General features: G+C 47.4%; 23 protein-coding genes. 8 read left to right on the forward strand and 15 right to left on the reverse strand.

Features of this window, described 5'->3' with window-relative positions:
- Window positions 1-275 precede the first annotated feature (275 nt).
- The 4 genes from MHH92_RS28230 to MHH92_RS28245 are packed head-to-tail and all read right to left on the reverse strand — an operon-like array spanning window position 276 to window position 4,062.
- Complete coding sequence (locus MHH92_RS28230; RefSeq protein WP_091036006.1) at window positions 276-1,349, reverse strand: ABC transporter substrate-binding protein; 1,074 nt, start codon at window positions 1,347-1,349, stop codon at window positions 276-278.
- Entirely contained in the window at window positions 1,346-2,155 is an 810-nt protein-coding gene (locus tag MHH92_RS28235; protein WP_036612847.1) for an ABC transporter permease, read from the reverse strand. The genes MHH92_RS28230 and MHH92_RS28235 overlap by 4 nt, the downstream gene beginning before the upstream one ends.
- Window positions 2,130-2,963, reverse strand: a complete 834-nt coding sequence (locus MHH92_RS28240; protein WP_340907340.1) for an ABC transporter permease — start codon at window positions 2,961-2,963, stop codon at window positions 2,130-2,132. The genes MHH92_RS28235 and MHH92_RS28240 overlap by 26 nt, the downstream gene beginning before the upstream one ends.
- Window positions 2,953-4,062, reverse strand: coding sequence for an ABC transporter ATP-binding protein (locus MHH92_RS28245; protein WP_340907341.1), 1,110 nt, complete (start codon window positions 4,060-4,062; stop codon window positions 2,953-2,955). Before MHH92_RS28245 ends, MHH92_RS28240 begins: the two co-directional genes overlap by 11 nt.
- Window positions 4,063-4,317: 255 nt before the next feature.
- Between MHH92_RS28245 and MHH92_RS28250 the strand changes: the two genes are divergently transcribed.
- Window positions 4,318-5,697 (forward strand): MFS transporter, encoded by a 1,380-nt coding sequence (locus MHH92_RS28250; protein ID WP_340907343.1) that lies wholly within the window; start codon window positions 4,318-4,320, stop codon window positions 5,695-5,697.
- Between the two features lie 49 nt (window positions 5,698-5,746).
- Here the strand turns inward: MHH92_RS28250 and MHH92_RS28255 are convergent, their stop codons facing one another.
- Entirely contained in the window at window positions 5,747-6,958 is a 1,212-nt protein-coding gene (locus MHH92_RS28255; protein ID WP_340907344.1) for a nitric oxide synthase oxygenase, read from the reverse strand.
- Window positions 6,959-7,085: 127 nt separating this feature from the next.
- Complete coding sequence (locus MHH92_RS28260) at window positions 7,086-7,565, reverse strand: Dps family protein (RefSeq protein ID WP_340907345.1); 480 nt, start codon at window positions 7,563-7,565, stop codon at window positions 7,086-7,088.
- Between the two features lie 359 nt (window positions 7,566-7,924).
- Between MHH92_RS28260 and MHH92_RS28265 the strand changes: the two genes are divergently transcribed.
- On the forward strand, window positions 7,925-8,275 hold the full coding sequence (locus MHH92_RS28265) for a cupin (RefSeq protein ID WP_253503903.1): 351 nt from the start codon (window positions 7,925-7,927) through the stop codon (window positions 8,273-8,275).
- 71 nt (window positions 8,276-8,346) lie between these two features.
- On the opposite strand, the gene MHH92_RS28270 is transcribed toward MHH92_RS28265, so the two are convergent.
- Window positions 8,347-9,084 carry an HAD family hydrolase gene (locus tag MHH92_RS28270; RefSeq protein ID WP_253503906.1) on the reverse strand — a complete coding sequence of 246 codons (738 nt, stop codon included), beginning with the start codon at window positions 9,082-9,084 and terminating at the stop codon, window positions 8,347-8,349.
- A 288-nt stretch (window positions 9,085-9,372) separates the two neighbouring features.
- Between MHH92_RS28270 and MHH92_RS28275 the strand changes: the two genes are divergently transcribed.
- The 3 genes from MHH92_RS28275 (at window position 9,373) to MHH92_RS28285 (ending at window position 10,525) form a co-directional block, all read left to right on the forward strand.
- On the forward strand, window positions 9,373-9,636 hold the full coding sequence (locus MHH92_RS28275; protein WP_253503908.1) for a hypothetical protein: 264 nt from the start codon (window positions 9,373-9,375) through the stop codon (window positions 9,634-9,636).
- A 151-nt stretch (window positions 9,637-9,787) separates the two neighbouring features.
- Complete coding sequence (locus MHH92_RS28280; RefSeq protein ID WP_036612858.1) at window positions 9,788-10,219, forward strand: SMI1/KNR4 family protein; 432 nt, start codon at window positions 9,788-9,790, stop codon at window positions 10,217-10,219.
- A 117-nt stretch (window positions 10,220-10,336) separates the two neighbouring features.
- Window positions 10,337-10,525 (forward strand): hypothetical protein, encoded by a 189-nt coding sequence (locus tag MHH92_RS28285; protein ID WP_036612861.1) that lies wholly within the window; start codon window positions 10,337-10,339, stop codon window positions 10,523-10,525.
- 82 nt (window positions 10,526-10,607) lie between these two features.
- Here MHH92_RS28285 and MHH92_RS28290 read toward each other — a convergent pair whose 3' ends face one another.
- From MHH92_RS28290 to MHH92_RS28320, 7 genes are all read right to left on the reverse strand, one after another.
- Complete coding sequence (locus MHH92_RS28290) at window positions 10,608-12,347, reverse strand: adenine deaminase C-terminal domain-containing protein (RefSeq protein ID WP_253503911.1); 1,740 nt, start codon at window positions 12,345-12,347, stop codon at window positions 10,608-10,610.
- 174 nt (window positions 12,348-12,521) lie between these two features.
- Entirely contained in the window at window positions 12,522-13,580 is a 1,059-nt protein-coding gene (locus tag MHH92_RS28295) for an ABC transporter ATP-binding protein (protein ID WP_047840797.1), read from the reverse strand.
- A gap of 18 nt (window positions 13,581-13,598) precedes the next feature.
- Window positions 13,599-14,390: an ABC transporter permease gene (locus tag MHH92_RS28300; RefSeq protein WP_017691790.1), complete on the reverse strand. Its 792-nt coding sequence runs from the start codon at window positions 14,388-14,390 to the stop codon at window positions 13,599-13,601.
- Between the two features lie 4 nt (window positions 14,391-14,394).
- A complete protein-coding gene (locus MHH92_RS28305; protein WP_036612869.1) occupies window positions 14,395-15,216 on the reverse strand; it encodes an ABC transporter permease in 822 nt (273 codons plus the stop codon).
- A gap of 204 nt (window positions 15,217-15,420) precedes the next feature.
- The gene (locus tag MHH92_RS28310) at window positions 15,421-16,359 is read right to left on the reverse strand and encodes a nucleoside hydrolase (RefSeq protein WP_253503914.1); all 939 of its coding nucleotides are present in this window, start codon (window positions 16,357-16,359) and stop codon (window positions 15,421-15,423) included.
- Between the two features lie 267 nt (window positions 16,360-16,626).
- On the reverse strand, window positions 16,627-17,697 hold the full coding sequence (locus MHH92_RS28315) for an ABC transporter substrate-binding protein (RefSeq protein WP_036613093.1): 1,071 nt from the start codon (window positions 17,695-17,697) through the stop codon (window positions 16,627-16,629).
- A gap of 448 nt (window positions 17,698-18,145) precedes the next feature.
- Entirely contained in the window at window positions 18,146-18,490 is a 345-nt protein-coding gene (locus MHH92_RS28320; RefSeq protein WP_091035982.1) for a Na-translocating system protein MpsC family protein, read from the reverse strand.
- 376 nt (window positions 18,491-18,866) lie between these two features.
- Between MHH92_RS28320 and MHH92_RS28325 the strand changes: the two genes are divergently transcribed.
- The 3 genes from MHH92_RS28325 (at window position 18,867) to MHH92_RS28335 (ending at window position 22,831) form a co-directional block, all read left to right on the forward strand.
- Window positions 18,867-19,781 (forward strand): hypothetical protein, encoded by a 915-nt coding sequence (locus MHH92_RS28325; protein ID WP_340907348.1) that lies wholly within the window; start codon window positions 18,867-18,869, stop codon window positions 19,779-19,781.
- Window positions 19,782-20,092: 311 nt separating this feature from the next.
- Entirely contained in the window at window positions 20,093-20,839 is a 747-nt protein-coding gene (locus MHH92_RS28330; protein ID WP_340907349.1) for a DUF3105 domain-containing protein, read from the forward strand.
- 273 nt (window positions 20,840-21,112) lie between these two features.
- Window positions 21,113-22,831, forward strand: a complete 1,719-nt coding sequence (locus MHH92_RS28335; protein ID WP_340907351.1) for a methyl-accepting chemotaxis protein — start codon at window positions 21,113-21,115, stop codon at window positions 22,829-22,831.
- 147 nt (window positions 22,832-22,978) lie between these two features.
- Here MHH92_RS28335 and MHH92_RS28340 read toward each other — a convergent pair whose 3' ends face one another.
- Window positions 22,979-23,932, reverse strand: a complete 954-nt coding sequence (locus MHH92_RS28340; RefSeq protein WP_017691781.1) for a nucleoside hydrolase — start codon at window positions 23,930-23,932, stop codon at window positions 22,979-22,981.
- Window positions 23,933-23,961: the final 29 nt, after the last annotated feature.

Here is a 23,961-nt window from a genome sequence, read left to right on the forward strand (position 1 = left end):
TGCGGTGACAGAACAACTTCGGATCGCTGTTATACCCGGATTTTTTTTGAATCCCATCTAGCAATGGGAAAATCCGTTGATAAAGGCGACCGCTTCGCTTCCTTCGTTTGTTCTGTCCCCTCCGTTAACGTGTGCACGAAAAAACAACCTGAGCTTTTTGCTCTGAAGCGGGTAACAAAAAAAGGGTTGCTGCTTGTCATTCAAATGAAATGACGAGCAGCAACCCTTTTTGTCTTTTTTGCAAATCTAACGAACTGTGCACACGTTATTGGCGGTTATTTACTGTGCATTTTAAACTCCAGGAACAGGTCGTTATAATGCGAGAGCATTTTTTTACCCAGATTATCGTAGACCTCCAGCTTACCTGTCAGTGTCTCGTCTGGATAGAAACGTTCATCCTCCGAGATGTCCTCTGGCAGCAGCTTAAGCGCCTCGGCGTTTGGTGTGGAATACCCGACATACTCCGCATTGCGAGCGGCATGGTCCGGGTCCAGCATGAAGTTGATAAACTGGTGTGCCCCTTCAATATTACTCGCTGTTTTGGGAATGACCATGTTATCGAACCAGAGGTTTGATCCCTCTTCTGGCACCATGTAATCCAGCTTGTCGTTCTCATCCATAATCTCGGATGCATCCCCAGACCACACGAGTCCAACCGCTGCCTCCTCGTTCGCAAGCAGCATCTTGATCTCGTCTCCGACAATTGCTCTGACGTTTGGCGTCAGTGTAGACAGCTTCTTCAGCGCTTCTTGCAAATGGTCTTCGTTGGTATCATTCAGAGAATACCCAAGACTGTTTAATCCCATCCCAATGACTTCGCGTGCGCCATCAAGGAGCAGGATTTGGTTTTTCAGACGCGGGTCCCACAGGTCGTTCCAGCTATCAAACGTCAATCCATCCACCAGTTCGGGATTGAACACAACCCCAACTGTTCCCCAGAAATAAGGGATCGAGTACTTGTTGCCTTCGTCAAAGGACAAGTCCAAGAACCGCGGATCGATGTTGCTCAGGTTAGTCAATTTGCTGTGATCAATTGGAACGAGCAGGTCTTCCTCTTTCATTTTGCTAATCGCATATTCGGAAGGAATCGCCACATCGAACGTAGTACCGCCCTGCTCAATCTTGGTCAGCATCGCTTCATTGGAGTCAAACGTCTGATAGATGACCTTAATACCTGTCTCGTCCTCAAATTCCTTGAGCAGATCGGGGTCGATATAATCGCCCCAGTTATAGATGGTCAGTGTGTTGCCGCCAGAATACCCCTGACTCTTGTTCAGATACGAAGCCAGGATCATTAGGGCAAACGCGGCCACAAAAACAAGCGCAAATGTCCGTACCAGTTGCTTCATGGTCGCAGCCCCTTTCCTCCTGGAGGTATCCGTGTTGCACGGCGGTTAATGAAGTAATATCCAACAACTAGCAACACGGTCAGCAGGAACAATAGGGTGGACAGAGCATTGATGGACAACGAAACGCCCTGCCTTGCTCTGGAGTATATCTCTACCGAGAGTGTGGAGTATCCATTACCCGTGACGAAGAATGTTACTGCAAAATCATCGAGCGAGTACGTCAATGCCATGAAGAATCCGGCAAAAATACCCGGTTTCACGTATGGCAACACCACACGCGTCAGAATCTGCCATGAACCAGCACCCAGATCGCGTGCCGCGTCCATCAGAGTTGGACTCATCTCCTGCAGCTTCGGCAGTACCATGATCACGACAATTGGTACGCTGAATGCAATATGAGACAGCAGAACCGAAGTGAAGCCCAGTTTGATACCAATCATGGTGAACAGAATCAGGAACGATGCACCAATGATGACATCCGGACTAACGATGAGCACGTTATTGAGTGACAGTAGCGTGTTCTTGGTCCGTTTGCGACGCACATGGTAGATCGCCAGTGCTCCTGCTACACCAAGGATCGTCGAGATCGCTGATGACAGGAGCGCAATGATAAATGTATTCAGCACAATGATGAGCAGCCGAGTATCAGCGAACACCTCTTTGTACCATTCAAGCGTGAATCCTTCGAAGCTGCGCATGTGGCCGCCACTATTGAAGGAATAGAAGATCAGATACGCAATCGGTGCGTACAATATGGCGAATACAACGGCTAGATAGACGTTAGACAGCTTTCCGTTTCTTCCCATTACGCACCTCCTTCTTGCCTGATCCAGTCAGGAACATAATAATCGCCATCGCAATAATCAAAAAGACGGCAATTGTTGAACCCATCCCCCAGTCCTGGGTGACGAGAAAATGCTGTTCGATCGCTGTTCCCAGCGTAATTACACGGTTCCCCGCAATGAGGCGGGTAATCATGAACAGAGACAGCGCAGGAATAAATACAGCCTGACAGCCTGATTTCACTCCACTAATCGTCAGTGGAAAGATAACTCGGCGGAATGTCAGCCACGATGAGGCTCCCAGATCACGCGCCGCATAGATCAACGATGGATTCATCTCTTCCAGCGCATTGAAGATCGGCAGGATCATGAATGGAATGAAGATGTACACCGAGACAAAAATAAAGCTGAAATCGGTGAACAAAATCTGCTTTGTACCAATACCCACCACTTCAAGCAGGGAGTTGGTCAGACCGTACGTTCCGAACAGGCCGATGAAGGCGTACGCTTTTAGCAAAAGATTGATCCAGCTTGGCAGAATGATCAGCAGCAACCATAGCTTCTTGTGTTTCGTCCGGGTCAGCATATACGCCGTTGGATACGAGATCAGCAGTGAGAACGCCGTAATCAGAAATGCATACCAGAACGAACTGAGCGTCATCTGCAAGTACACCGGTGTGAAGAATCGGGCGTAGTTGCCAAACGTGAAGTTACCCTCCACATCGAAGAATGAATAATAGATGACCAGCAGAACCGGCGCCACAACAAACAACACCATCCATAATACATATGGAATCAGATACGCATTGCGTGTGCTGGCCTTAGTCTGCATGAGCGGCCTCTTGGTAGGCTTCGAGTCGTTTGTCGAACTCTTCTTCGGTCTCGTTAAAGCGCATGACGTGTACCGCTTCCGGGTCAAAATACAGTCCAATCCGTGCGCCGACAACGGCTTTCTTGGTTGAATGAACAAGCCACTCATTGCCCGCATCATCGTACGTGGATATCTCGTAATGCACCCCGCGGAATAACTGGGAGTCCACATTAACCTTGAGCTTGCCTTGGTCTTCGGTTGTAATCTCCAGATCCTCTGGGCGAATGACAATCTCTACCGGCTCGTCCCGCTGGAGACCCTGATCGACACACTCGTGCTGTGCGCCAGCGAATTCCACCACAAAGTCCTGCTTCATTTTGCCTGATACAATGTTCGATTCCCCGATAAAGTCTGCCACAAAGCGGTTAATTGGCTCATCATAGATATCATTCGGTGTACCGCTCTGTTGAATCACACCGCCATTCAGGACAAAGATCTCATCCGACATCGCCAAGGCCTCTTCCTGATCATGTGTAACAAAAATAAACGTAATACCCAGTCGCTGTTGCAACTCGCGCAGCTCGTACTGCATTTCGGTCCGCAGCTTCAGATCAAGTGCCGAAAGCGGCTCGTCCAGTAGCAGAATTTCAGGTTCGTTCACAATGGCGCGTGCAATCGCGACACGTTGTCGTTGTCCGCCGGACATTTCGCCAATTTCCCGGTTTTCATACCCGGATAGATTGACGAATTTGAGGGCTTCCAACACTTTTCTGCGAATTTCAGCCGTTTTCATCTTTTTGATCCGCAAACCAAAAGCCACGTTCTCAAATACATTCAAATGTGGAAATAACGCGTAATCCTGAAATACGGTATTCACCTGCCGCTGGTGGGCAGGCACTCGGTTGATGAGCGCACCGTTAAAATAAATACTGCCCTGTGTCGGCTCCGCAAAACCGGCAATCAGCCGCAATATCGTTGTTTTCCCGCAGCCCGATGGGCCAAGAAGCGTATAAAATTTACCCCGCTCAATCTCGAAGCTGACCGCCTTCAATACGGCTTCATCCTGATCGTATTGCTGAGTCACCGCTTCGAAGCGGATAATCGTTTGTTGTTCTGACATGCTTCACATCGCCCCCTTATACTTGAGGTACCTCTTAAGTCTGTACACTTTCGTTCATGCATCCTTATAGATAACCCATCTATTATATATGATTCAGGTATATCCGCAATGGTTTTGATGTAAACGCCGCGTGTCATTTCTTCTTATTTTCAAAAATCCTGCATACATTACGTGTAATGTCGATAATACGTACCCATATGGAGTAAATGAAGGATTTTTAGGATTCCATTTTATGTGTGAGAGGAGTCTTGGCTCTTGGATATTCGCCGTAACCTGCCTTTGCTGATGACCATTTGTTTCCTAAGTCAGATGGGCGGATTCATGATCCTGCCCCTATTTCCTTTGTTTATTGAGGAATTCGGCCTGTCCGGCTGGATGATGGGGGTTATTTTTGCACTTTTTTATGTGGGGAAAGTAATTGGTGGCGTTCCAGCAGCGGCAATTTATAAGAAACTCGGAGGTAAACGCACGCTCATCCTCATGCTGTTGCTGCTCGCTGTCTGTATGGGCGGCTTCGCGCTGTCTACTGCTGCGGTGTTATTCGGCCTGCTCCGACTTCTACAGGGGCTCGCTTCCACGGGCCTTACCGTGGTCGTACGTTCCATCATCGGAGATGAGGGTAATGTAGACAACCGCGGCCTGTACAATGGATATATCAGCAGTAGTGAGGGCGGCGGCATGGTGCTCGGTCCGGTCATAAGTGGCTGGCTCGCGCTGCACTGGCCATTGTCGGTGCCTTTTTTACTCGTTACCGTGTGTTGTCTGATGGCTGTGGTCGCTGCGATGGGGATGAAGACGACGGCACAAGCTAGAGCTAATCATGAGTCTGGGGATACGCTAAGTGATCCTCTGATGGAAGAGCCTTCAGCTGGCGTAAAGCAAGAACCTCTGGACAACTTAACACATTCACTTATCTCCACGGATGAAGTTGTAGAACCCAACACAAATGACTCCCACCCTCATACTACTGTATCAACTGCGCCTCCTTTATCTTCATCACCTTCTGATGCACTGCATACGCAAGCTGCGGATACCGCCCTATCCAACCAAGCTCTCAATAGGCTTACCCGGCGGCAACAGCTTGTTGGCTACGGTACGGTACATTTTCTGGAGATGAGCGCCTACGCCGTATTTCTAACCTACTTCGCACTGTATGCAGCTCACATCATGCATTGGGACCCGTTTGCAACCAGTCTCGCCTTCACTGTATCCGGGATCTCTACGCTTGCCGCTGCTCCCTTTGTTGGTTATCTCTCAGACCGGATGGGCGATCGTCTGTTGCTTTGCATGCTCGGCATGTTCCTGATTGGAATCGAAGTTGTTGTATTTCTAAGCACGTCCTCCCATCTATGGGTCTACGTTGGCATGTTGATTGGCGGGGTTGGCGGTGCATGTTACATGGATTCGTTCTTTGCTCATATTGGTGATCATGTCCCGGACGAGAATCGAAGTTCTGTCATAGGCAAAATTGTCTCTGCGGCCGAGATCGGCTCCATCGTATCTCCACTGGTTGCTGCGTTGCTTACGGAAGTTGGATCGCTTTACTCTGTGTTTATGTTCAATCTGGTGCTGATTGCTGCTGCCATTGTAGTTCAGGCCGCGATGCGCAGTCGATATCGATTGAAAGAGGGGTAGTTCTTCGTTTGATAAAAATGGATCACAAAAAATAACCCGTCTGCACAATTTAGTGTGCAAACGGGCATTTCATTGGTGCATCTCCGGCCTGCGGCTGGTGATTCTCTACCTGTGCATTCTGCTGCTCACTGCTTCGCAGTTCTGCGGCAGATGCCACGCCATCTTTCAGGGTATACGCCTGATCCTGACGGAAAAAGTTCGGCTTCACAATCTCATTACGATAAGAGCTGTGGAAAATATGCGTTGTCGCCGGAGATACCGGCGGAATCAGCCACACCCAATCTCCGGTCAGCTCACGTCCAGCCTTCTCTTCCCGCTGTTCAAACATAGCAAATTGCGCTGCTGCCGTGTGGTGATCCACAATGCTCACGCCTGCTTTTTTGAACGAATGCAGCACAGCCACATTCAGCTCAACCAACGCACGATCCTTCCACAGCGTCGTTTCACTCGACGTATTCAATCCAAACGCTTCCGCCACCGCAGGCAGCTTGTTATACCGGAACGTATCCGCCAGATTACGGGCGCCGATCTCGGTACCCATATACCAACCATTAAACGGCGCTGCCGGATAAGATATGCCACCAATCTCAAGACGCATATCGGCGATCATCGGAACGCCGTACCAACGCATACCCAGCTCAGCAATCTCCTTCTGCTCCGGGTGCTCAATTATCACTTCCACAATCTCTTCTTCAGGTACAACATACCACTCTGGAGCTTGTCCTTGTGCCTGAATAATAAGCGGTAACACATCATATGAGCTACCTGCCCCTTGCCAGCCAAGTGACATCGCCGCCTTGGTCAGTTCCACCGAAGCAGGGTCTCCAATAATGCCTTGCTCCGTCTCATATCCTGCATAACGAATGAGCTGATGATTCCAGAGGCGTACCGGAGTTCCATTCGGCCCATCGGGTGGAAGAATGGTAATCATCGGAATTACTTTGCCACCGTTGGATGCTACATGGATATGATTCAGCACAGCTTCCGCTGCCGTTCCTGCCGTATCAGCATGACGGGCGTCCACGATGCGAAGTTTATCCCAGAACAGCCGCCCGATACAGCGGTTGCTGTTCCGCCATGCCATTTTACAACCCTGCTCCAATTCCTCTGTGGTATGCACATAAGTACCAGTTACTTCGATCTCTCCCATAACGGCAACAAGCCGGGCCTCTGCGTCTTCACGCGAATGGCCCAGCTCTTCATAACATGTATATATAAACCGTTCAGCTTCTTCCTGCAATTGTTCCAGGTCTGACCGCATCGTTCATTCCACCATTCTGTACATCTTGAATGCCATCATTATACGGCAAGCGCACCGGATTTGTAAGCGAACGGACACTTTGTTCACGGACTCTACATATCGTTGTCAGGATGTAGGGTGACTTTGCTTATTTGCCCAGAAATGCGGTTAACATCCAGACCTCTTTATCCAGGGCAGCGGTGAATCCAATCAGCATATCTTCCGTTGCGTTATCTTCTGCTTCTCCTGCTTCGTGAATGCCTTGACGAATCACTTCCACCATCGTGTGCAAATCAGCAACCACCGACTCTACCATACGTTCAGCAGACAACCGGCCTTGTGCCTCTTCAATCGGAGAGAGACGCAGCTGTTCAGTCATCGTAGCCACCGGACGTCCACCAATAGCAAGCAAACGTTCTGCAACTTCGTCCATATTTGCCGTAGCCAAAATGTACAGTTCTTCGAATTTGGCATGCAGTGTGAAGAAATGTGGTCCTTGGACATACCAGTGGAAGTTATGCAGTTTCGTGTACAATACGGACCAACCTGCGATCTGACGGTTCAAAATCTCTTGAAGTGCTGTGGCATTGTTAGCAAAAGTGTTGTTTCTAGTTTGGATTGTGCTCATGGAATTTATCCCCTCTCGAATATAAAAATAGAATTTGAATTTTATAATGGATTGCTTTGATTCGCTTCTTTTAATTTAGACTTAATCTAAATCTTGTTTTAATTATAACACCGCATATACTATTTGGGAAGGCTCTGAACTACTCTTTCAAATGAAGATTTCATGAAGCACAGCTTCATAGAAACATTGGCACAGGCTAATTAAAAAAGATGATTTTAAGCAAACTCTCCCCAACCTATTGGAGTTATGATAGACTCATCTGATCGGATTATCCATAAATTAGTGAAATAGGATGATACCCATCATAAAGATAGTTACCATTATAGGAAGTTAACTTAGTCACTATTGCGGAGGTAAACATGAGGATATTTCAATTTAAACAAGAGTCAGGGAAGAAGATTATCAAATTCGATTCTAATTTCGTAATGTCACGTATAACACAGACCAACAAAGCAGCTCATATCGGATGTATGCATTTAGCTGAGGGTGGGGTCATAGGTTATCACCAAGCTGTAGTTCCTCAACTCCTTTTAATCGTAAGTGGAGAGGGTTGGGTTAGAGGGGAAGCAAATGAATACATCAAAGTTCGTTGTGGCGAAGCGGTTCTCTGGGATAAACATGAATGGCATGAAACCAAAACAGAAGCTGGACTCATGGCAATTGTAATTGAAAGCGAAGAGTTAGACACCTCATTAATGATGCCTTTATAGAAGGTATAATATAAAAAAGCAGACCTGCACCTAAGACGGTAACAAGACTGCTCCTTTAAACATAAATCTCCTTAAGCTTGAACAAACTCAAAAGTCAGAATACGACTGATCTCTTCATAGCTTGATGCTACAAAATGAGGTTGATGATCAGATTCCGGCAGCGCCTCCCGATGGTTGAACCAGATGACTGTCCAGCCTGCATCCACTGCACCTACCACATCATTACGCCACGAGTCTCCGATGTAATAGCTGGAACGGGCATCAGTCCCTGTCTGCTTACTCACATATTCAAACAACCTGCGATCCGGCTTCGCATAACCAGTCGTACCGGAGATGAAGATCAGATGCTCGTCCACGAAACTGAGCACATCCAGTGCTTCAAGCTTGCGGCGCTGATGCTCTCCTTCTCCATTGGTGATTAGACCAACGGTATGGCCTTCTGCCTGAAGCCTTCTGATCAGCTCATACGCTCCTTCAAAAGGTACAATCTCAAACTGTCTGCTCAGATACTGTGCTTGTAGTTCTTCAGCCTGTCCCGATTGTAGGGGGAGTCCGAGCTCTTCCATCGTCAACTCAAACCTCCGACGGCGCATTCGCTCTACTGCATCCGCTTCTGGTACAGCGGACAGATCTTCTTGTGCAGACAGCCAGTCACTATAATAACGAAAACGATGATAGGCCTCAGCATAAGGGAACTCATCGGGCAGGCCGAGAACGTCCTGCAACGCGCCACGAAGCGGCTGCAAGTGATCATATAACGTATCATCTAAGTCGAAAAATATGGTTTTAGCATTATTTATTTCACTCATAATGGTTGTCTATCCTCCTGCTTTTGCGTCCAAACACTCTTTTCTTACTACTATATATGTAATCCTATGCCTCGTCCAAAAGGGGTTTGTTGCGTGATCATCTCTACTCCAGAACAGTGCCCATAATAACGCTTAGACCAGAATTGATCGGACGGCTTTATATGTTAAAATAAGGATGATTAAATCTGAGGTGATGACGATGTTCAACCCAAAATTCTTCTTCTATTAGTTGTGCTCAAGGCACTGGCTACTCAAGCCAAAATCTAGCCCGGTACAACGGGGATGAAGATGTTCACACAGGAAGAGATTCAATCATGGGAAAATGAAACAGCTTTTGCACAGAGACACAACAAGAAGTTCATTGATCCAAGAAAAGAAAAGCTGAAAGATCACCGTAAAGGAATCAAGAGCACGCATTACAACAAAGAATGTAAACCCAATCGTAAACATGATTATCGTCTGTATAGAACCAAAATGAAGCGTCTCATGCACCACGAGCAATACGATCTTCTGCATAACTATAAACGAACGAGCGGTTGGCTAACTTGGTAAACTGGAGTTAGAAGAGTAGTCCTTACATAACATTACTGCGCTACATCAAAATCAGTAGCCTTTTAAGTTAAGAAGGACTTCTTTTTTCAATCAATTACATACCGTTTCATTCGTTACTGACAGTTAGAATATATCGAGGAGGCCTTTATTCATGTGGAAAGAGCATCTTCATAGCATTTCGAAGGAGTATACGTTCAGTCCCCCTGCATCTGGTGATGACATTGCAAAGGTGGAAGACTCCTTACAGGTTACGCTCCCTCGTGAATTAAAAGAAATATTGCTCGAAACCAATGGAGTCAGAGCTATTTACGATTTGGGACTTATCTGGTCAGAAGATCGAATTAAGAATGAAAACAGACATTATCGGGATGACCACTCCCAAGATTACTACATGCCCTTTGATCACCTGCTCTTCTTCGGGGAAAGTGGAATTGGGGATTTATTTGCTTTTCCTGTGACAGGGGATGGAACGTGTAGAGATGACGTGTTTGTGTGGAATCATGAAAATGACAGCCGAAAATGGGTCGCACCTTCAGTGTCCAAATATTTGGAGTGGACTTTAGAAGGCAAAATAAAAATTTAGGTTACACGGACTAACGGACCCTAATCTACGATGAATAATTAGATAATTTTGTATTTCCATTTAATGAATATTATATTAATGAACACATTACAAATGAATAAAAGGTGGAATGAACTTATGAGTATATCAGAAAAGAAATGTCATGATTGCGGAGGAACATCTTTCGTAGAAGCATCGGATTACATCAACCTTCGTCCATTGGATAAGAAAATGACTCTCGGTGTGGAAAAAATGTACACGGTTTGTCTGGATTGCGGCGAAGTTGTTTCCATTAAAGTGAAGAACCCAGAGAAGTTGCTAAAATAATAATTCCAACAAGCACAGACAAAAACACCCTAGCTCACAATTGTGAAATAGAGTGTTTTTTCACGACATATGTGTCTTCAGTCTATACAATCAACGATACAACCTTACCTGCATTCACATCAATCAGGCCATAGTCCGTAATCTTCAGCGCGGGACTTACCGCAAGGGAGTGCGTGCTAATCGACATGATCGGGTTGTAATGCACGTACCCAAGAGACAACATCGCTGCTCTCAGTTCCTTCACTTGATGGGACACTACTGCGAGTGGTTCTTCCGTCAAAATGCCACCTACGGGAAGTTCCAGATGGGACAGCACCTTACCATCTTCCACCACACAGAAACCACCTTGGCTCGAAATTACCGTGTTAGCTGCCAATATCATATCTTCACGATTACGTCCTACAACCAGCAGGTTGTGATTATCATGCGAATATGTCGTTGCAATGGCGCCGCGTTTGATGGTGTCTCCACCGATCAGACCATGTGCACGATTGCCGTTCACACCATAACGTTCAAAGGTCGCGATCTGCGCATATCCGCTTTCTTCCCAGCGTAATTCACCATCCGAGGACTGAACCGGTGCAATATGCTCTTCCACAAAGGTAGAACCATCCTTCACCATCATGACACGGCACTGGTGCTCACCTTCACCAGCGAGATCAACACCTGATCCACTGACTTTTGGGTCTGACAACTGAATTGCAAAATCTGTTACGCCCAGCTTCTCCAACTGTACACTCTTATAGAATTGAGGTGGGAACTGCCCGGTTATGCGTTCCTGCTTATACGGTTCGTAATCGTCATAAGCTTTGCGGCCGTTTTTGTACACCTGATCAATAGCGAGCTCCTCCAGGTTAGATAACAACACATAATCGGCTACTTTGCCTGGGGCAACGCTGCCACGATCGGTCATTTTCATCCGGGAAGCAGGGGTTGATGTTGCTGCATAAATCGCGTCTTCCGGACGCATCCCCATCTGAATTGCCTTGCGTACGATATGATCCAGATGACCACGCTCCACCAGTGAATCCGGCATTACATCATCTGTTACGAAGCAGAAATGCTGCGCCACATCATGTTGAATCAGGTACTCCATGACTTCCGGGGTCATTGATTTCTCTTGAATTTCAATAAACATACCTGCCGCAATCCGCGCCTGTAATCCCTCAATGCTCTGATGAGTATGATCGGAATCAATACCTGCGTAGATCAGTCGATGCAGATCAAGTCCAAGCAGTTTCGGTGTATGTCCTTCGATCACAAGATCCGGATAGTTTTTGCGAATATGCTGTAAAATCTGGTTTGTCTTACACTCCGGATCACGGATGACATCGACATAGTTCATGATCTCGCCCAGACAGATGATCTCGCCAGTGGCGAGCAGCACGTCCATATCTTCGATTTCAATCGAACCGCCTGTTGTCTCCATCGGGGTTGCCGGAACGGAACTCGGGATCGCATAGAACATGTCCACCGTAGTCTCTCGACTCACAGCCATCATCTCCTGCACACCTTCCAGTCCGAACACATTTGCCATCTCATGCGGTTCTGCGACAATGGATGTTACCCCACAGCCAATCAGACCATGGGAGAAGGTTTCCGGTGTCACCATCGTACTTTCGATATGCAGATGGATATCAATCAAGCCAGGAATCATGTATCTTCCCCGCACATCAATGACTTCGTCTGCCTGAATCATCTCAGGTCCACCGGGTCCAACATACAGGAATCTGCCGCCCAACACAGCGACGTTGTTCATTTCAAACCGTTTATAATAACTGTTATACACATGTACATTCACAATTAGTTGATCTGCACGCATGGGGCATAATCTCCTTCTTCACAAACGTTTCACCGCGATCCGGACTGGGCAATGAACCTGCACTTTAATCTAATGCAATGCACTTGATTGCATACCACTACCTCGCCCGGAATCTTCGCATGAAATGCCTTCTTTGTTGCTCTTATTTCTTAATGCTACTCCCTACATTCACGACTACTCTACCAATACAAGCTTGTCCTGTGGGAAAATCAGGCTAACACGCTGCCCGCTAAGGTATGGTGTTTCCATCTCTTGATTTGCTGTAAAGTCACCGAGTTCCGTCTCGATCACATACTGATAACTGCGTCCCAGATACGTGCTGACCTTGATAATCCCCGGCAAAGCATTCACCACATCCGCAGAAGTATCTCCACTAACGATCAGATCATCCGGGCGAATCGCACCTTTGCGTGCACCGGGACGTGCTGTTCCAGGATGCGCTGTTGCTGTAAACGTACGTCCACCTGCGGTCAGTGTAATCACTTCACCTGCATCACTGCGCTCCGCGAATTCAATGAAATTATGGAACCCGATGAATCGTGCTACAAACTCCGTTGCCGGATATTTGAAAATGGTTTCCGGGCGGTCGAGCTGCTCAACCACGCCTTTGTTCATAATCGCTACCTGATCCGAGATCGAGAAGCACTCTTCCTGGTCATGAGAGACATACAGCGTTGTGATGCCCAGCTCTTGCTGAATGCGGCGAATCTCCACCCGCATGTTGAGGCGCAGGTTGGCATCCAGGTTACTGAGCGGTTCGTCGAACAAGAGCAGGTCAGGTTCAATGACCAATGCACGAGCAATGGCTACACGCTGACGCTGTCCACCGGACAGTTCTTGTGGAAAACGTTTCTCAAATCCATTCAGGTTAACGACTTCCAGGATTCGCATCACACGGGAAGAGATATCCTTGTCTTTCACCTTGCGCATCCGCAGGCCAAAGGCCACGTTGTCATAGACAGACAGATGCGGGAATAACGCATAACTCTGAAATACAAATCCGAAGTTCCGCTTGTTCGCCGGAACCTTTGTATAATCCTTGCCGCCGAACATAAACTTGCCCTGTGATGCTTCCAGAAATCCGGCGATGAGGCGCAGCGTAGTTGTTTTGCCGCAACCGCTCGGTCCGAGCAGGGAGAGCAGTTTACCTTTTTCCAGCTCCAACTGAAAATCCTTCAGGATTGTCTGCTTATCGTATGCCACGGATACGTGGTCTAATGTCAGCAATGCCATAGCGTTCTGCGCCTCCAATTAACGTTTAGTAAAGTATGAAAATCCGCCCATGATCCGTTCGATCACGAACATTAAGAGTCCGGTCAGTACCATCAATAGCACGGAAATCGCTGCAATCGTTGGGTCAAAATAATTCTCCACATACGTCAGCATCTGGATCGGTAATGTGCTTACCCCTGGTCCGGTCATGAACACCGAGATGTCCACGTTGTTGAAGGACTCCAGGAAGGCAATCAGCACGGCAGCGATAATTCCTGAGCGGATATTAGGCAGCACGATCGTGAAGAACGTTCTTACCCGTCCCGCACCAAGACTCAGCGCAGCTTCTTCCACTGCAAAGTCAAAGCTCGACAGACTCGACGCGATAACCCGAATGATAAATGGAAGCATGATAATCGTATGACCAATCAACAATCCGAGATACATCGGCAGATGGTAGATTACGATCAGGTATTTCATCAATGTAAAACCAAGCACGATTCCCGGGATCAGTACCGGGGACAGGAACAGTGCGTTCAGCACAGACTTGCCTTTGAAATCGTAACGACTAAGTGCATACGCAGCCGGAACTCCGAGCACCAGTGCCAACAAGTTTCCCAGTAAGGAAATGATGATGGACGTCTGGAATGTGCGGAGGAAACCGCCTGTGTTGAAAATATTCTCATACCAGCGGAAGGAGAACCCTTCCGGCGGAAATTTGAGTACCGTTCCCGGTTCAAACGAAGTGACCGATATGATCAGAAGCGGGCCCAGCAGAAAGATAAAGACCAGCAGACTGAACAGGCCCAGCCCGATATGTTTCTCCCGCATATGTCTACCCCTTCGGATTTAAAGTTTTAGCCATTTTGTTCATGACACCGACCACGACAAATGTAATTACAATCATAATCGCGGCAACAACCGAGGCCAGATACCAGTCGTTGAGGGTCATGGCGTTCTGATACAGGAACGTAGCAATCACGCGTTGCTTGCCTCCAAGGAGGGCAGGTGTGGTATACGCCGTCAGGCTTCCGACAAAAACAAGCACAGCTCCGATCACAAGTCCTGGCACAGCCAGTGGGAACACAACCCGGCGGAATGCCGTAATACGCGAGGCGCCCAGACTTTGTGCTGCTTTGAGCAGGTCACCGTCAATGTTTTCCAGCACGCCCACCAGAGAGATAATCATCAGTGGCAGGAACAGATGCGTCAGACCAATCATCATCGCTGCTGGTGTATACAGAATATCCAGCGGCTTGTCCACGATACCCAGACCAACAAGGGTGTTATTGATCAACCCTTTGCGTCCAAGAATGATCATCCAGCTAAACGAGCGCACGACCGGGCTCGTCAGCAGTGGGAAGATCGCCAATGCCAACAAAATGCCTTTGCGGCGCGGCGCTTTCTGCGAAATATAATAAGCTGTCGGGAATCCGAGCACCACACAGACGATGGTGGTGACCACGCTGACTTGCAGCGTCGTAAGCAATATTTTCAAAAAGTATGGGTCTCTGAAAAAATGCATGTACCCTTCAAACGTGAAGGAGTTTTCTTGGAAAAACGTCGACCCGATCGTCAGGACAATCGGAATGATCATAAATGCCGCCAAAAACACGAATCCCGGCAGCAATAGCCAGTAGATTACTGATTTCTTCATCGCGATACTCCTGACTTGTAAATTTAATTCGAGATTGATACTTGAATACTCCGATTGTAGTACCGTCCTTCGATCCCTGTTATCCCCCGATTTATTGATTCACTTTCATAGGTAAAAATCGGGGGATAAAGGGGAACGCTTCGCTTCTCCAGATCGGTTCTGCACTCTCCGCAATCGTATAAATATCTAATTGGGGCAGAGCAACTACGCGTTTAACGCGTTGATAAACAGTTCAAGGAATGCTTCCGCATCTACGGTTTCGCAGACGAGGGTGTTAGGCTGCTCACCCAAACGGTTTTGGAAGTCACATACCATCTGGCCATCGCACAGGCGGCTGGCGGTTTCGACATCGACATAATACGATTTACGTCCTACCAGTTCCGGGGCAAGGGCTACGCCCACGGCTAGTGGATCATGTAAAGCGCAAGCGCGGACGCCGTTCATTTGTTCGTAACGGTTGATGTAAATCTCCGTGCTTTGAGCAACGTACGCGCGCAGTGCAGGATCAGTGAGGCGCTCAATTGTTGCTTCATTTAGCAGCGTTTGACGCGTTACATCCAATCCGACTTGGGTAAGCTTCTCGATGCCTGCATGCAGTACGATGCGTGCGGCCTCTGGATCAGCGTAGGTGTTGTACTCGGCGGTTGGTGTAATGTTGCCATGTCCGCGAACCACGCCACCCATGAAGATGACTTCCTTCAATAAAGAAGGCAATTCAGGACACTTCATCAGCGCGAGTGCCAGGTTCGTTAAGGGTGCGGTCATGATTAATGTCAGTTCGCCCGGATATTGCTTGGCTTGTTCCACGATAAAGTCTGGCGCAAAATCTTCCTCGGCTTTCTTAGACACGGCCGGATCAGGCAGCGCACCGCCCAATCCGTCCTGTCCATGTACCCGGTGTTCATAATGCGACTTGCGAGTGAGGGGTCCAACTGCTCCGGCAATGACCGGAATTTCAGGTGCACCCGCGAGTTCAAGAATTTTGCACGTATTCTCTGTTGCCTGCTGGAGTGATACGTTCCCACAGACTGTGGTGATGCCGAGAATGTCCAACTTCCGACTTTTGACGGCCAGCAAAATCGCCAGTGCATCGTCAATCCCCGTGTCCACGTCCAGAATGATGCGATTTTGCGCTTCACTCATCCGTTCTCAACTCCTATGCGGTGATATGGTTGCTTGCTGCAAATGATAAGTTGAACTAAAGAATATTTACACTTACCACTCCGATGACAGAATAACCTTCCGATCGCTGTTATCCCCAGATTTTTTTGAATCCCTTCTTCAAGGGGAAAATCCGGGGATAAAGGCGAACGCTTCGCTTCTTCACGTTATTTCTGCCCTCTCCGTTCTCGTGTAAAAAGTTTAGTTAAACTATATAGATCAAAGATAACTATTTAGTCGGTTACTTGTTTATTGTGCAATCTCGCGGTTCCAGCGATCTGTCCAGCCTTTAACCTGTTGATTCACGAATTCCATATCCAGCTTGTTCAGCTTCTCAACAACTTCAGCGCCGTATGTTACGCCTTCTGCTTCTTCAGCAGTCAGTTCAACCTTTGTGTTAACCGGGGAATCGACTTTGGCTTTGGCAGATTTCGCTTGTACATCCTGGCTGAGCTGCCAGTTGATGAACTCTTCAGCGAGCTCTTTGTTTTTGCTGCCCTTCACGACATTGATTGTGTTCATCACGGCATATGCACCCTCGCTAGGTGTAACAAACTTTGCATTAGGCACGGCTGCTTTCAGATCTTTGAAATACATTTCCATGATCGGTCCGCCCGCAATTTCTTCTTGGGAGAACATGTTCACGAACTCGGATGTTTGGCTGTAGAATTTCACCACATTGCCGCTCAGTTTTTTCAGTTCAGCAAATGCCGCATCTTCATTAAACGTATCGTTTCCGGCTACACGGGAAGCTGCATCCACAACCATTGGGCCTGCTGTTGCCGTAATATTCGGGATGGTCAGGTTACCTTCGAACGCCGGGTCCCACAGGTCACTCCATGAAGTCACTTCTTTGGATACGAGATCCGGGTTATAAGCGATACCGAGCTGTCCAACCGTGTAGGCCGGGCCATAATCTTCACCAAGTGGTGCTTTAGCAATATCATAAATGTCATTTACATTTGGAATTTTGGAGCGGTCGATTTTCTCAAACAAACCTTCATCGATACCTTGTTGTGCATAATAATCAGACAGGTAGATGACATCGACATTTGATGTACCTTGACGAATTTTATTCAGACGTTCAGCGTTATTGCCGACTTCGAGCACGATGTCTACATTATGTTCTTTTTCGAATGGACCAAATACTTCTTCATTAAAGAAATCTTCGGAGAAGCCCCAAGTGGAGATAACCAATTTGTTCGCTGCGGTTCCCCCACTACCTGATCCGCCTGTTGCATCATCCGTGCTGCTGCCACAACCTGCAAGTAATACCGATGTCATTGCCACTGCTGCCAAACCGCTAATCCACTTTTTCATCATGATCCTGATTCCCCCTGATATATGTGTTTTAACAACCCAACCATTAAGTTGAACTAAATTGATAACACATCTTACGTAGAAAACAGAAAGAACCTGGAGAAACGAAGTGTTCGCCTTTATCACAAGATTTCTCCCTTATTTAAAGGAAATAAAAGAAATCTGGGGATAACAGCGATCGAAGGGTCTTCCTGATTTTCGAAGAATATGATGTGTTATACAGGGTTAGTTCGACTTAAAAAACAAAAAGAAAAGCATTCTTGTATAAACAAGAACACTTTTCTTCGTAAACAAAGGAAAGCGACACCCGCTGCCGGTACATCATCGGTTTCTGCTTCAGAATCAATCCAAAGACAGACGCCATCATATGAAATTGTACGGAACCTGATCATGAATCCGGGCCATAACCTCTGTATACATCAACAAGAATTAATCCTGCCGATCCATCCTAGGCCTGTTCCAGAATTACATTCGTGATTGCCCACTGAGTGGACGCATCATAATCCCGCAATATAGCTTCAATTGGCAAACCCATGTGTTGCTCGAGCTTCTCCCGGAATTTCTTCTTATATAAGACAGACATGCGGAAGTCCACTTCCAGCTTTAAGCCGGGGGCCTCCCCTTCCAGGGCATCAGAGCGCGGTGAACGTCGGTGCTTCGCGTAGAAGGTCACAATATTCTGGTCAATGGTCACTCTCAGGAGAGTGGTGCCAAATCCGAACAGTTCCTTCGAGATTTCGTTATAATACTGGCACATCTTCTTCTTGCTATCATTGCTGTCCAGTAGTTCCATGAACTCACCCACATCTCTTACTACCGTACATTCGACGTGTTAACACGATTGATTATACATAAATCTTCTGAAATGAGCAACCCAAAAGATATACTTAACATGTAAATCACACACAGAAGCGAACGATAAGACATTTACCCCCAAAAACAATTCGTCTTAAACCACGGTGAATTTACATTAAAATGCCTGCATGTCAGTCCTATACTATTGTTACTTCTAAACTACGTTTTAATACACAGCATTCGAGTCCTCGTTTCAACTTTCTCTCTGTAGGGGTATTAATTCCTGCGAAACATAGACAAACTTCGTCATCAACCGTTAAAATGAGACACAATGTTGACATGTTTTTATTTTCTAGAAATTGGAGGCTTATACCATGAAATGTCCAGTATGTAATCATGAAAATGGAGATGCCCATTTTTGCGAGAGGTGCGGCTCTAATCTAACGCAAACCACCTCTTCGCCAACTCCTGTACCGAACCCGGAATCTGCTGCTGCTTCCGAACCCGAATATACCCGTTGGTCCAGCACCCAGGCTACATCTTCTCAGTCCGTTCCATCCAACACACCATCCGTATCTATTCACAAGGAACAGGCAAGAGAATCAACAGGCACCAATGACCATGCTTCTGCAGGAGACAATAGCTCCAATCAGTGGAATAATATCGTGCAGAATGAGAAAGTTCAGCAAGCCAAAGAAGTAAGTAAACAGTATCTATCCTATTTCCTCAGTGTATTAGCCCGTCCTTATCAGACGATGAAAACCGTTGGCGACCAGCATTCACTAAACGGATGGCTAACGATGGCGCTGATTGCAGTTCTATCTTCTACATACTTCTTAATTACCTTTAGTCGCATAGGCATGGACGGCTTGTTCTTTGGTGGATTTTTAAGGCCGCTATTGTTCACCGTCATTATCCTAATTGCCTCAATTGCACTGATGTACGCTATTCTGAAGATTGAAAAAATAACCTTCCGTCCCAAAACACTGGTTGCCCAGTTCGGTACATTGCTTGTTCCTGCTGTAGTATCCCTTGTTCTGGCGAATCTGTTTATTATTATCTCGTATTCCATCGCGATCTCCTTGCTTGCTGTCTCATATATCATTGTCTTTGTCGCTCTGAACTCGGTGCTGTTCCAATATCCACTGAATCGCACCAAAGCAGCCATCGACAGTATGTACAGTGTGCTGATCGCCAATGCGGTCGTGTTCTTTATTGTTTATCAATTGCTGGGTGAAATTATTATTGGACTGATCAGCCTGATGCTTTCACCATTTGGTCGTCTGTAAAATAGTTCAGTTGGAATTACACTTGTTACTTCGATGACAGAACAACCTTCCGATCGCTGTTATCTCATTAGATTATATTAAGACGTTCCCTGCTCACACGGGGAAGGTCTTTTCTAGTTTTATAAGGCAGCATTGCGCCGAGCATGTTTCATACACTATAATGTGTAGTGCAAGAGGTATGTTCTTATTTACGTAACAAACACGGAACCAGCAACTCCCGTTACGTAATGAGTGGATTCATCATTGCCACTAACACTACATTGTGTAGTGTATTAATCACTCATTTTACAAAGAAAGCAGAGGAACTCTCTATGGACATGACTCATATGAATCATATGCAAATGGAGCACGAGGCAGATACATCCTACCTGTGGCTCATCGTAGGTGTAATTGTATTGCTGTTCTCCATCGCCGCCTATATCTGGGCATCACGCACACAGGGCAAAATTCTGGGCCACATGAAAAAGAAAGAGCGGGCGGACATTCAGAAAAAAAGTCGGTCCCTTCGGCTGGCTGCACATGTAATGATGGCTGTGTCGATTATTACGTTTGGCCTGTTCTTCATGCAAGGAGCAGGTAAAACATATAATGTAGCCGATCTGAAGTCCAACGCGACAATCGACATAACGGACGATAAATATTACGGGGCAGACCATACGGAGGACCCCATTCAGTATGAGATGACAATTCCAACATCGGGACCGCATAATCCGCATGATATCAAGTTTGGATTTTACACCGACTTCCCAGGCTATAATTATCTGGTACACAATCTGGAGCACGGGGACATCATCATCTATTATCGTGAGAACGCAAGCGAGGATTTGAAGGAACATCTGAAATACCTAGCCAAATTCCGCGAAGCCGGAGCAGGTATTCTGGCTGTACCCAACAAGGATATTCCCGAGGGCAGTGAAGTCGTGGTGACCGCATGGACCAAAACAATGAAGCTCGACCAATTCGACGATGCCAAAGTAGGTACTTTTATCAATAAATATATTAATCAGGGACCTGAAAAGATTCCTGCCTCTGTTCGCCAGGGCGGCGGAACGATGTAATGACGTAATCACTCAGTCATGTGAAGCCCCTCTATGTAGTGACAATGAGATGTGTTCCAATGATGAGCATGGTCAATATAGGATTGAAACGAAACCAGCTCCCGGATCAAATTGACTCGGGGGCTAATTCTTTATGGACCGGATGCCGATATTTCAAGTAGAAAACTGTATATTTGATATACAATACATACGAACCAAAGAAGAACGACAAACACCAAGTAAAGGGACAAAGAGACGATTGATTCAACAGATCAAGGGGGAACACTTTTACCAATGAACAGTTTGTTTATGAGGATCTTTTTATTTTTTTCCTGTCTGATGCTAGCCGCGGGTGCGGTTCTTGGCATTACCATGTACCGTTCATCGGCCCAACTGGTCGAGCAATCCATGGGGATGCAGGCACAGGCTGTGGGTGAACGGGCAGCTGCATTAATTGACACCTCTCTGTATGCACCACTCAGTACCGGACAGGCCGAGACTGCGTATTACGGCACATTGCGTGAGCAGCTCAGTCAGCTGCGCGAGGCCAATGGACTCAAGTATCTGTACACCCTTGGTACACGCGAAGAAAATGGAACAAATACATATTTCTACGTTGTGGATGGGGCTGCTGCCGATGTGGCAGAGGATGACTTCTCCCCTTACGGTTCCGCAGAAGAGACCCATTATGAAGGAATGCTGCAAGCTTTTGAACAGAATGAGCCTATTCGGGGCGAACTCACACAGGATGAATATGGCGCTACCATTACAGCATATGTGCCGATCCATGGGGCTGACGGGAATGTACTGGGGCTAGTCGGTGCGGATCTGGATTCCACTGCGGTCTATGAACTGATGTCCCGCAACCGTATGACCATGATCTGGACAGCCTTGGCTATTGTTCTGCTGAGTGTCTTGCTGGTGTATGGATTCGCCCATTACTTGACCCGACCATTGGTGAAGTTGAAGAAGTTAATTACCCAGGTAGGAAAAGGCGATCTGACCGTCAACGTTGAACTTAGTCGCAAGGACGAGGTGGGACAGCTCGCTTCCGAGTTCAAACATCTGGTTACAGGTACCCGTGATGTCATGACGGGCATCCGTCAAAGCTCCGACTCTCTGCTACAAGCTGCAGAAGGAGTATCGAAACATTCACAGGCAACTGCCGAAGCTAGTCAGCGCATTGCCGAGCATACCAATCATACGGCCAGTGGTGCTGCCGAACAGGTGGCTCGTGCGGGCGAAGTTACGGTAGCCATGGAAGAGATCACACGTAGCATGCAGCACATTGCGAATTCTTCTTCTATGGTCGCGGATGTCTCACAGGAAACGACCAATAATGCGGTGCAAGGTCAAGCCAACATCAACACGGCGATTGACAGCATGGACAAAATTCATCAAGCAAATGTGCAGATGGTGGCCTCCACCTCTCAGCTGGAGCAGTACTCAGGTAAAATTGAGTCGGTAGCACATCTGATGAAAGGAATCGCTTCACAGACCAATCTGCTCGCACTTAATGCAAGTATTGAAGCGGCTCGTGCAGGAGAGTATGGCAGCGGGTTTGCGGTGGTTGCCTCAGAGGTTCGCAAGCTTGCGGGGGAATCAGAGCAATCGTCCCAGCATGTAACCGAACTGATCGCCGAGATGACACGCCAGACTGCCCTGTTGTCAGAACATATGTCTGCCAGCACATCAGCAGTCCAATCCGGTCTCGCTGTTGTTCAGGAGGCAGGCCGTTCATTCACATCCATTCATACCGGGATTGAGACGATGAATGAACGTCTGCACGAAGTATCCGCAGCATCTGAGCAGCTGTCTGCCAGTGCAGAAGAAGTATCCGCTTCTGTGGAGGATATGGAACATATCTCACGCGAATCCTCTTCGAGCATCCAGAAGGTATCGCACGCTACCGGAAGCCAACTGCAATCCATGGATGAGATGAGTGCATCCGCCGAATCGCTGCGGGTATTGTCCAGTGAGCTGAACGGATTGATTGGTCGATTTAAAATATAGCGGGCAGCTAGATTACTATATAAATCAGCCCAAAACAAATAGCCGCACGGCAGGGACGGGATCATGGGGTCAACCCCATTTCCGGACACTGCCTGCGGCTTTATTTTTGTTGTCCTTTAATGTTGGCAAGCCTTACAGCTGCCTGAATTAATAGCGCTGCGGAGCAGCTTTTTTACCCAAATCCGTCATGTACGTAAAGAACGCTTCCGGATCGGTATCATACACCAGTTGTACTGGACGTCCGTCTGCTTGCTCCACCGTGCGGCCTTGGCTAGGACCATCCGGGATGACAATACAGTTTACGGTTTTTTTCTTCACGATGTCCTCGCGTCCAACGGAAGCCGTTGTCAGCACATCCCACAGATAGTATGTGGAATTCGTCTCACTGTACACCAGTGGCGGACAACCTGCGTAACAGTTACCCAGGAAGTCAACGCCTTCGAAGCGACGCTCTGCTGCCCAGCGGTTACGAACGGCTGGAGTCAGAGGTACTTTGTTCGTGCTTTCCAGTGCAACCAGATCGATCTGGATACCACTCTGCCATACACGGTAAGCCGCTTCCGGGTCCCAGAATACGTTCCACTCTGCTGTGCCATCATGCTCAGGTTCTTCTACGTTACCACGCTCAAATGTACCGCCCATCCATACCAGCTTGTCGATTTTCTCTTCAATGTCTGGTGCTTCGTCCAGTGCACGCGCAAGGTCTGTCAGTGGGCCTGTGAACAGGAGCAACGTTTTGCCTTCGGTATTGCGCACTTTCTCGATCAGATGCTGGTGTGCCGGAACGGCAGAGAGTGGTGCTTCCATTTTGCCGGACTCGTTCAGTACAGGAAGTGCATCTACATAGAAGGAATGCAGTCTCCACGCCGCAGGAAATGGATTTTTCCCTCTGGAGTTGGATTTGGATACCTCTACGGAATATGTACCGAAACGATCGATAATTTTACGGCTGGCATCTGTTGCTGGCTCCAGATATCCGTCTGCCGGAATAACCGATACGCCGGTTACATGTACATTGTCCATTTGCAGAAGCATGAACAGCGATACGAGGTCATCCACGCCGCCGTCATGGTTAAAATACACATTAAGTTGGTTCGTCATGCTTGCTTTCATCCTTCCCCTGGTTGTCC

The organism is Paenibacillus sp. FSL M7-1414 (genome assembly GCF_038003195.1).
GTDB lineage: Bacteria > Bacillota > Bacilli > Paenibacillales > Paenibacillaceae > Paenibacillus > Paenibacillus amylolyticus.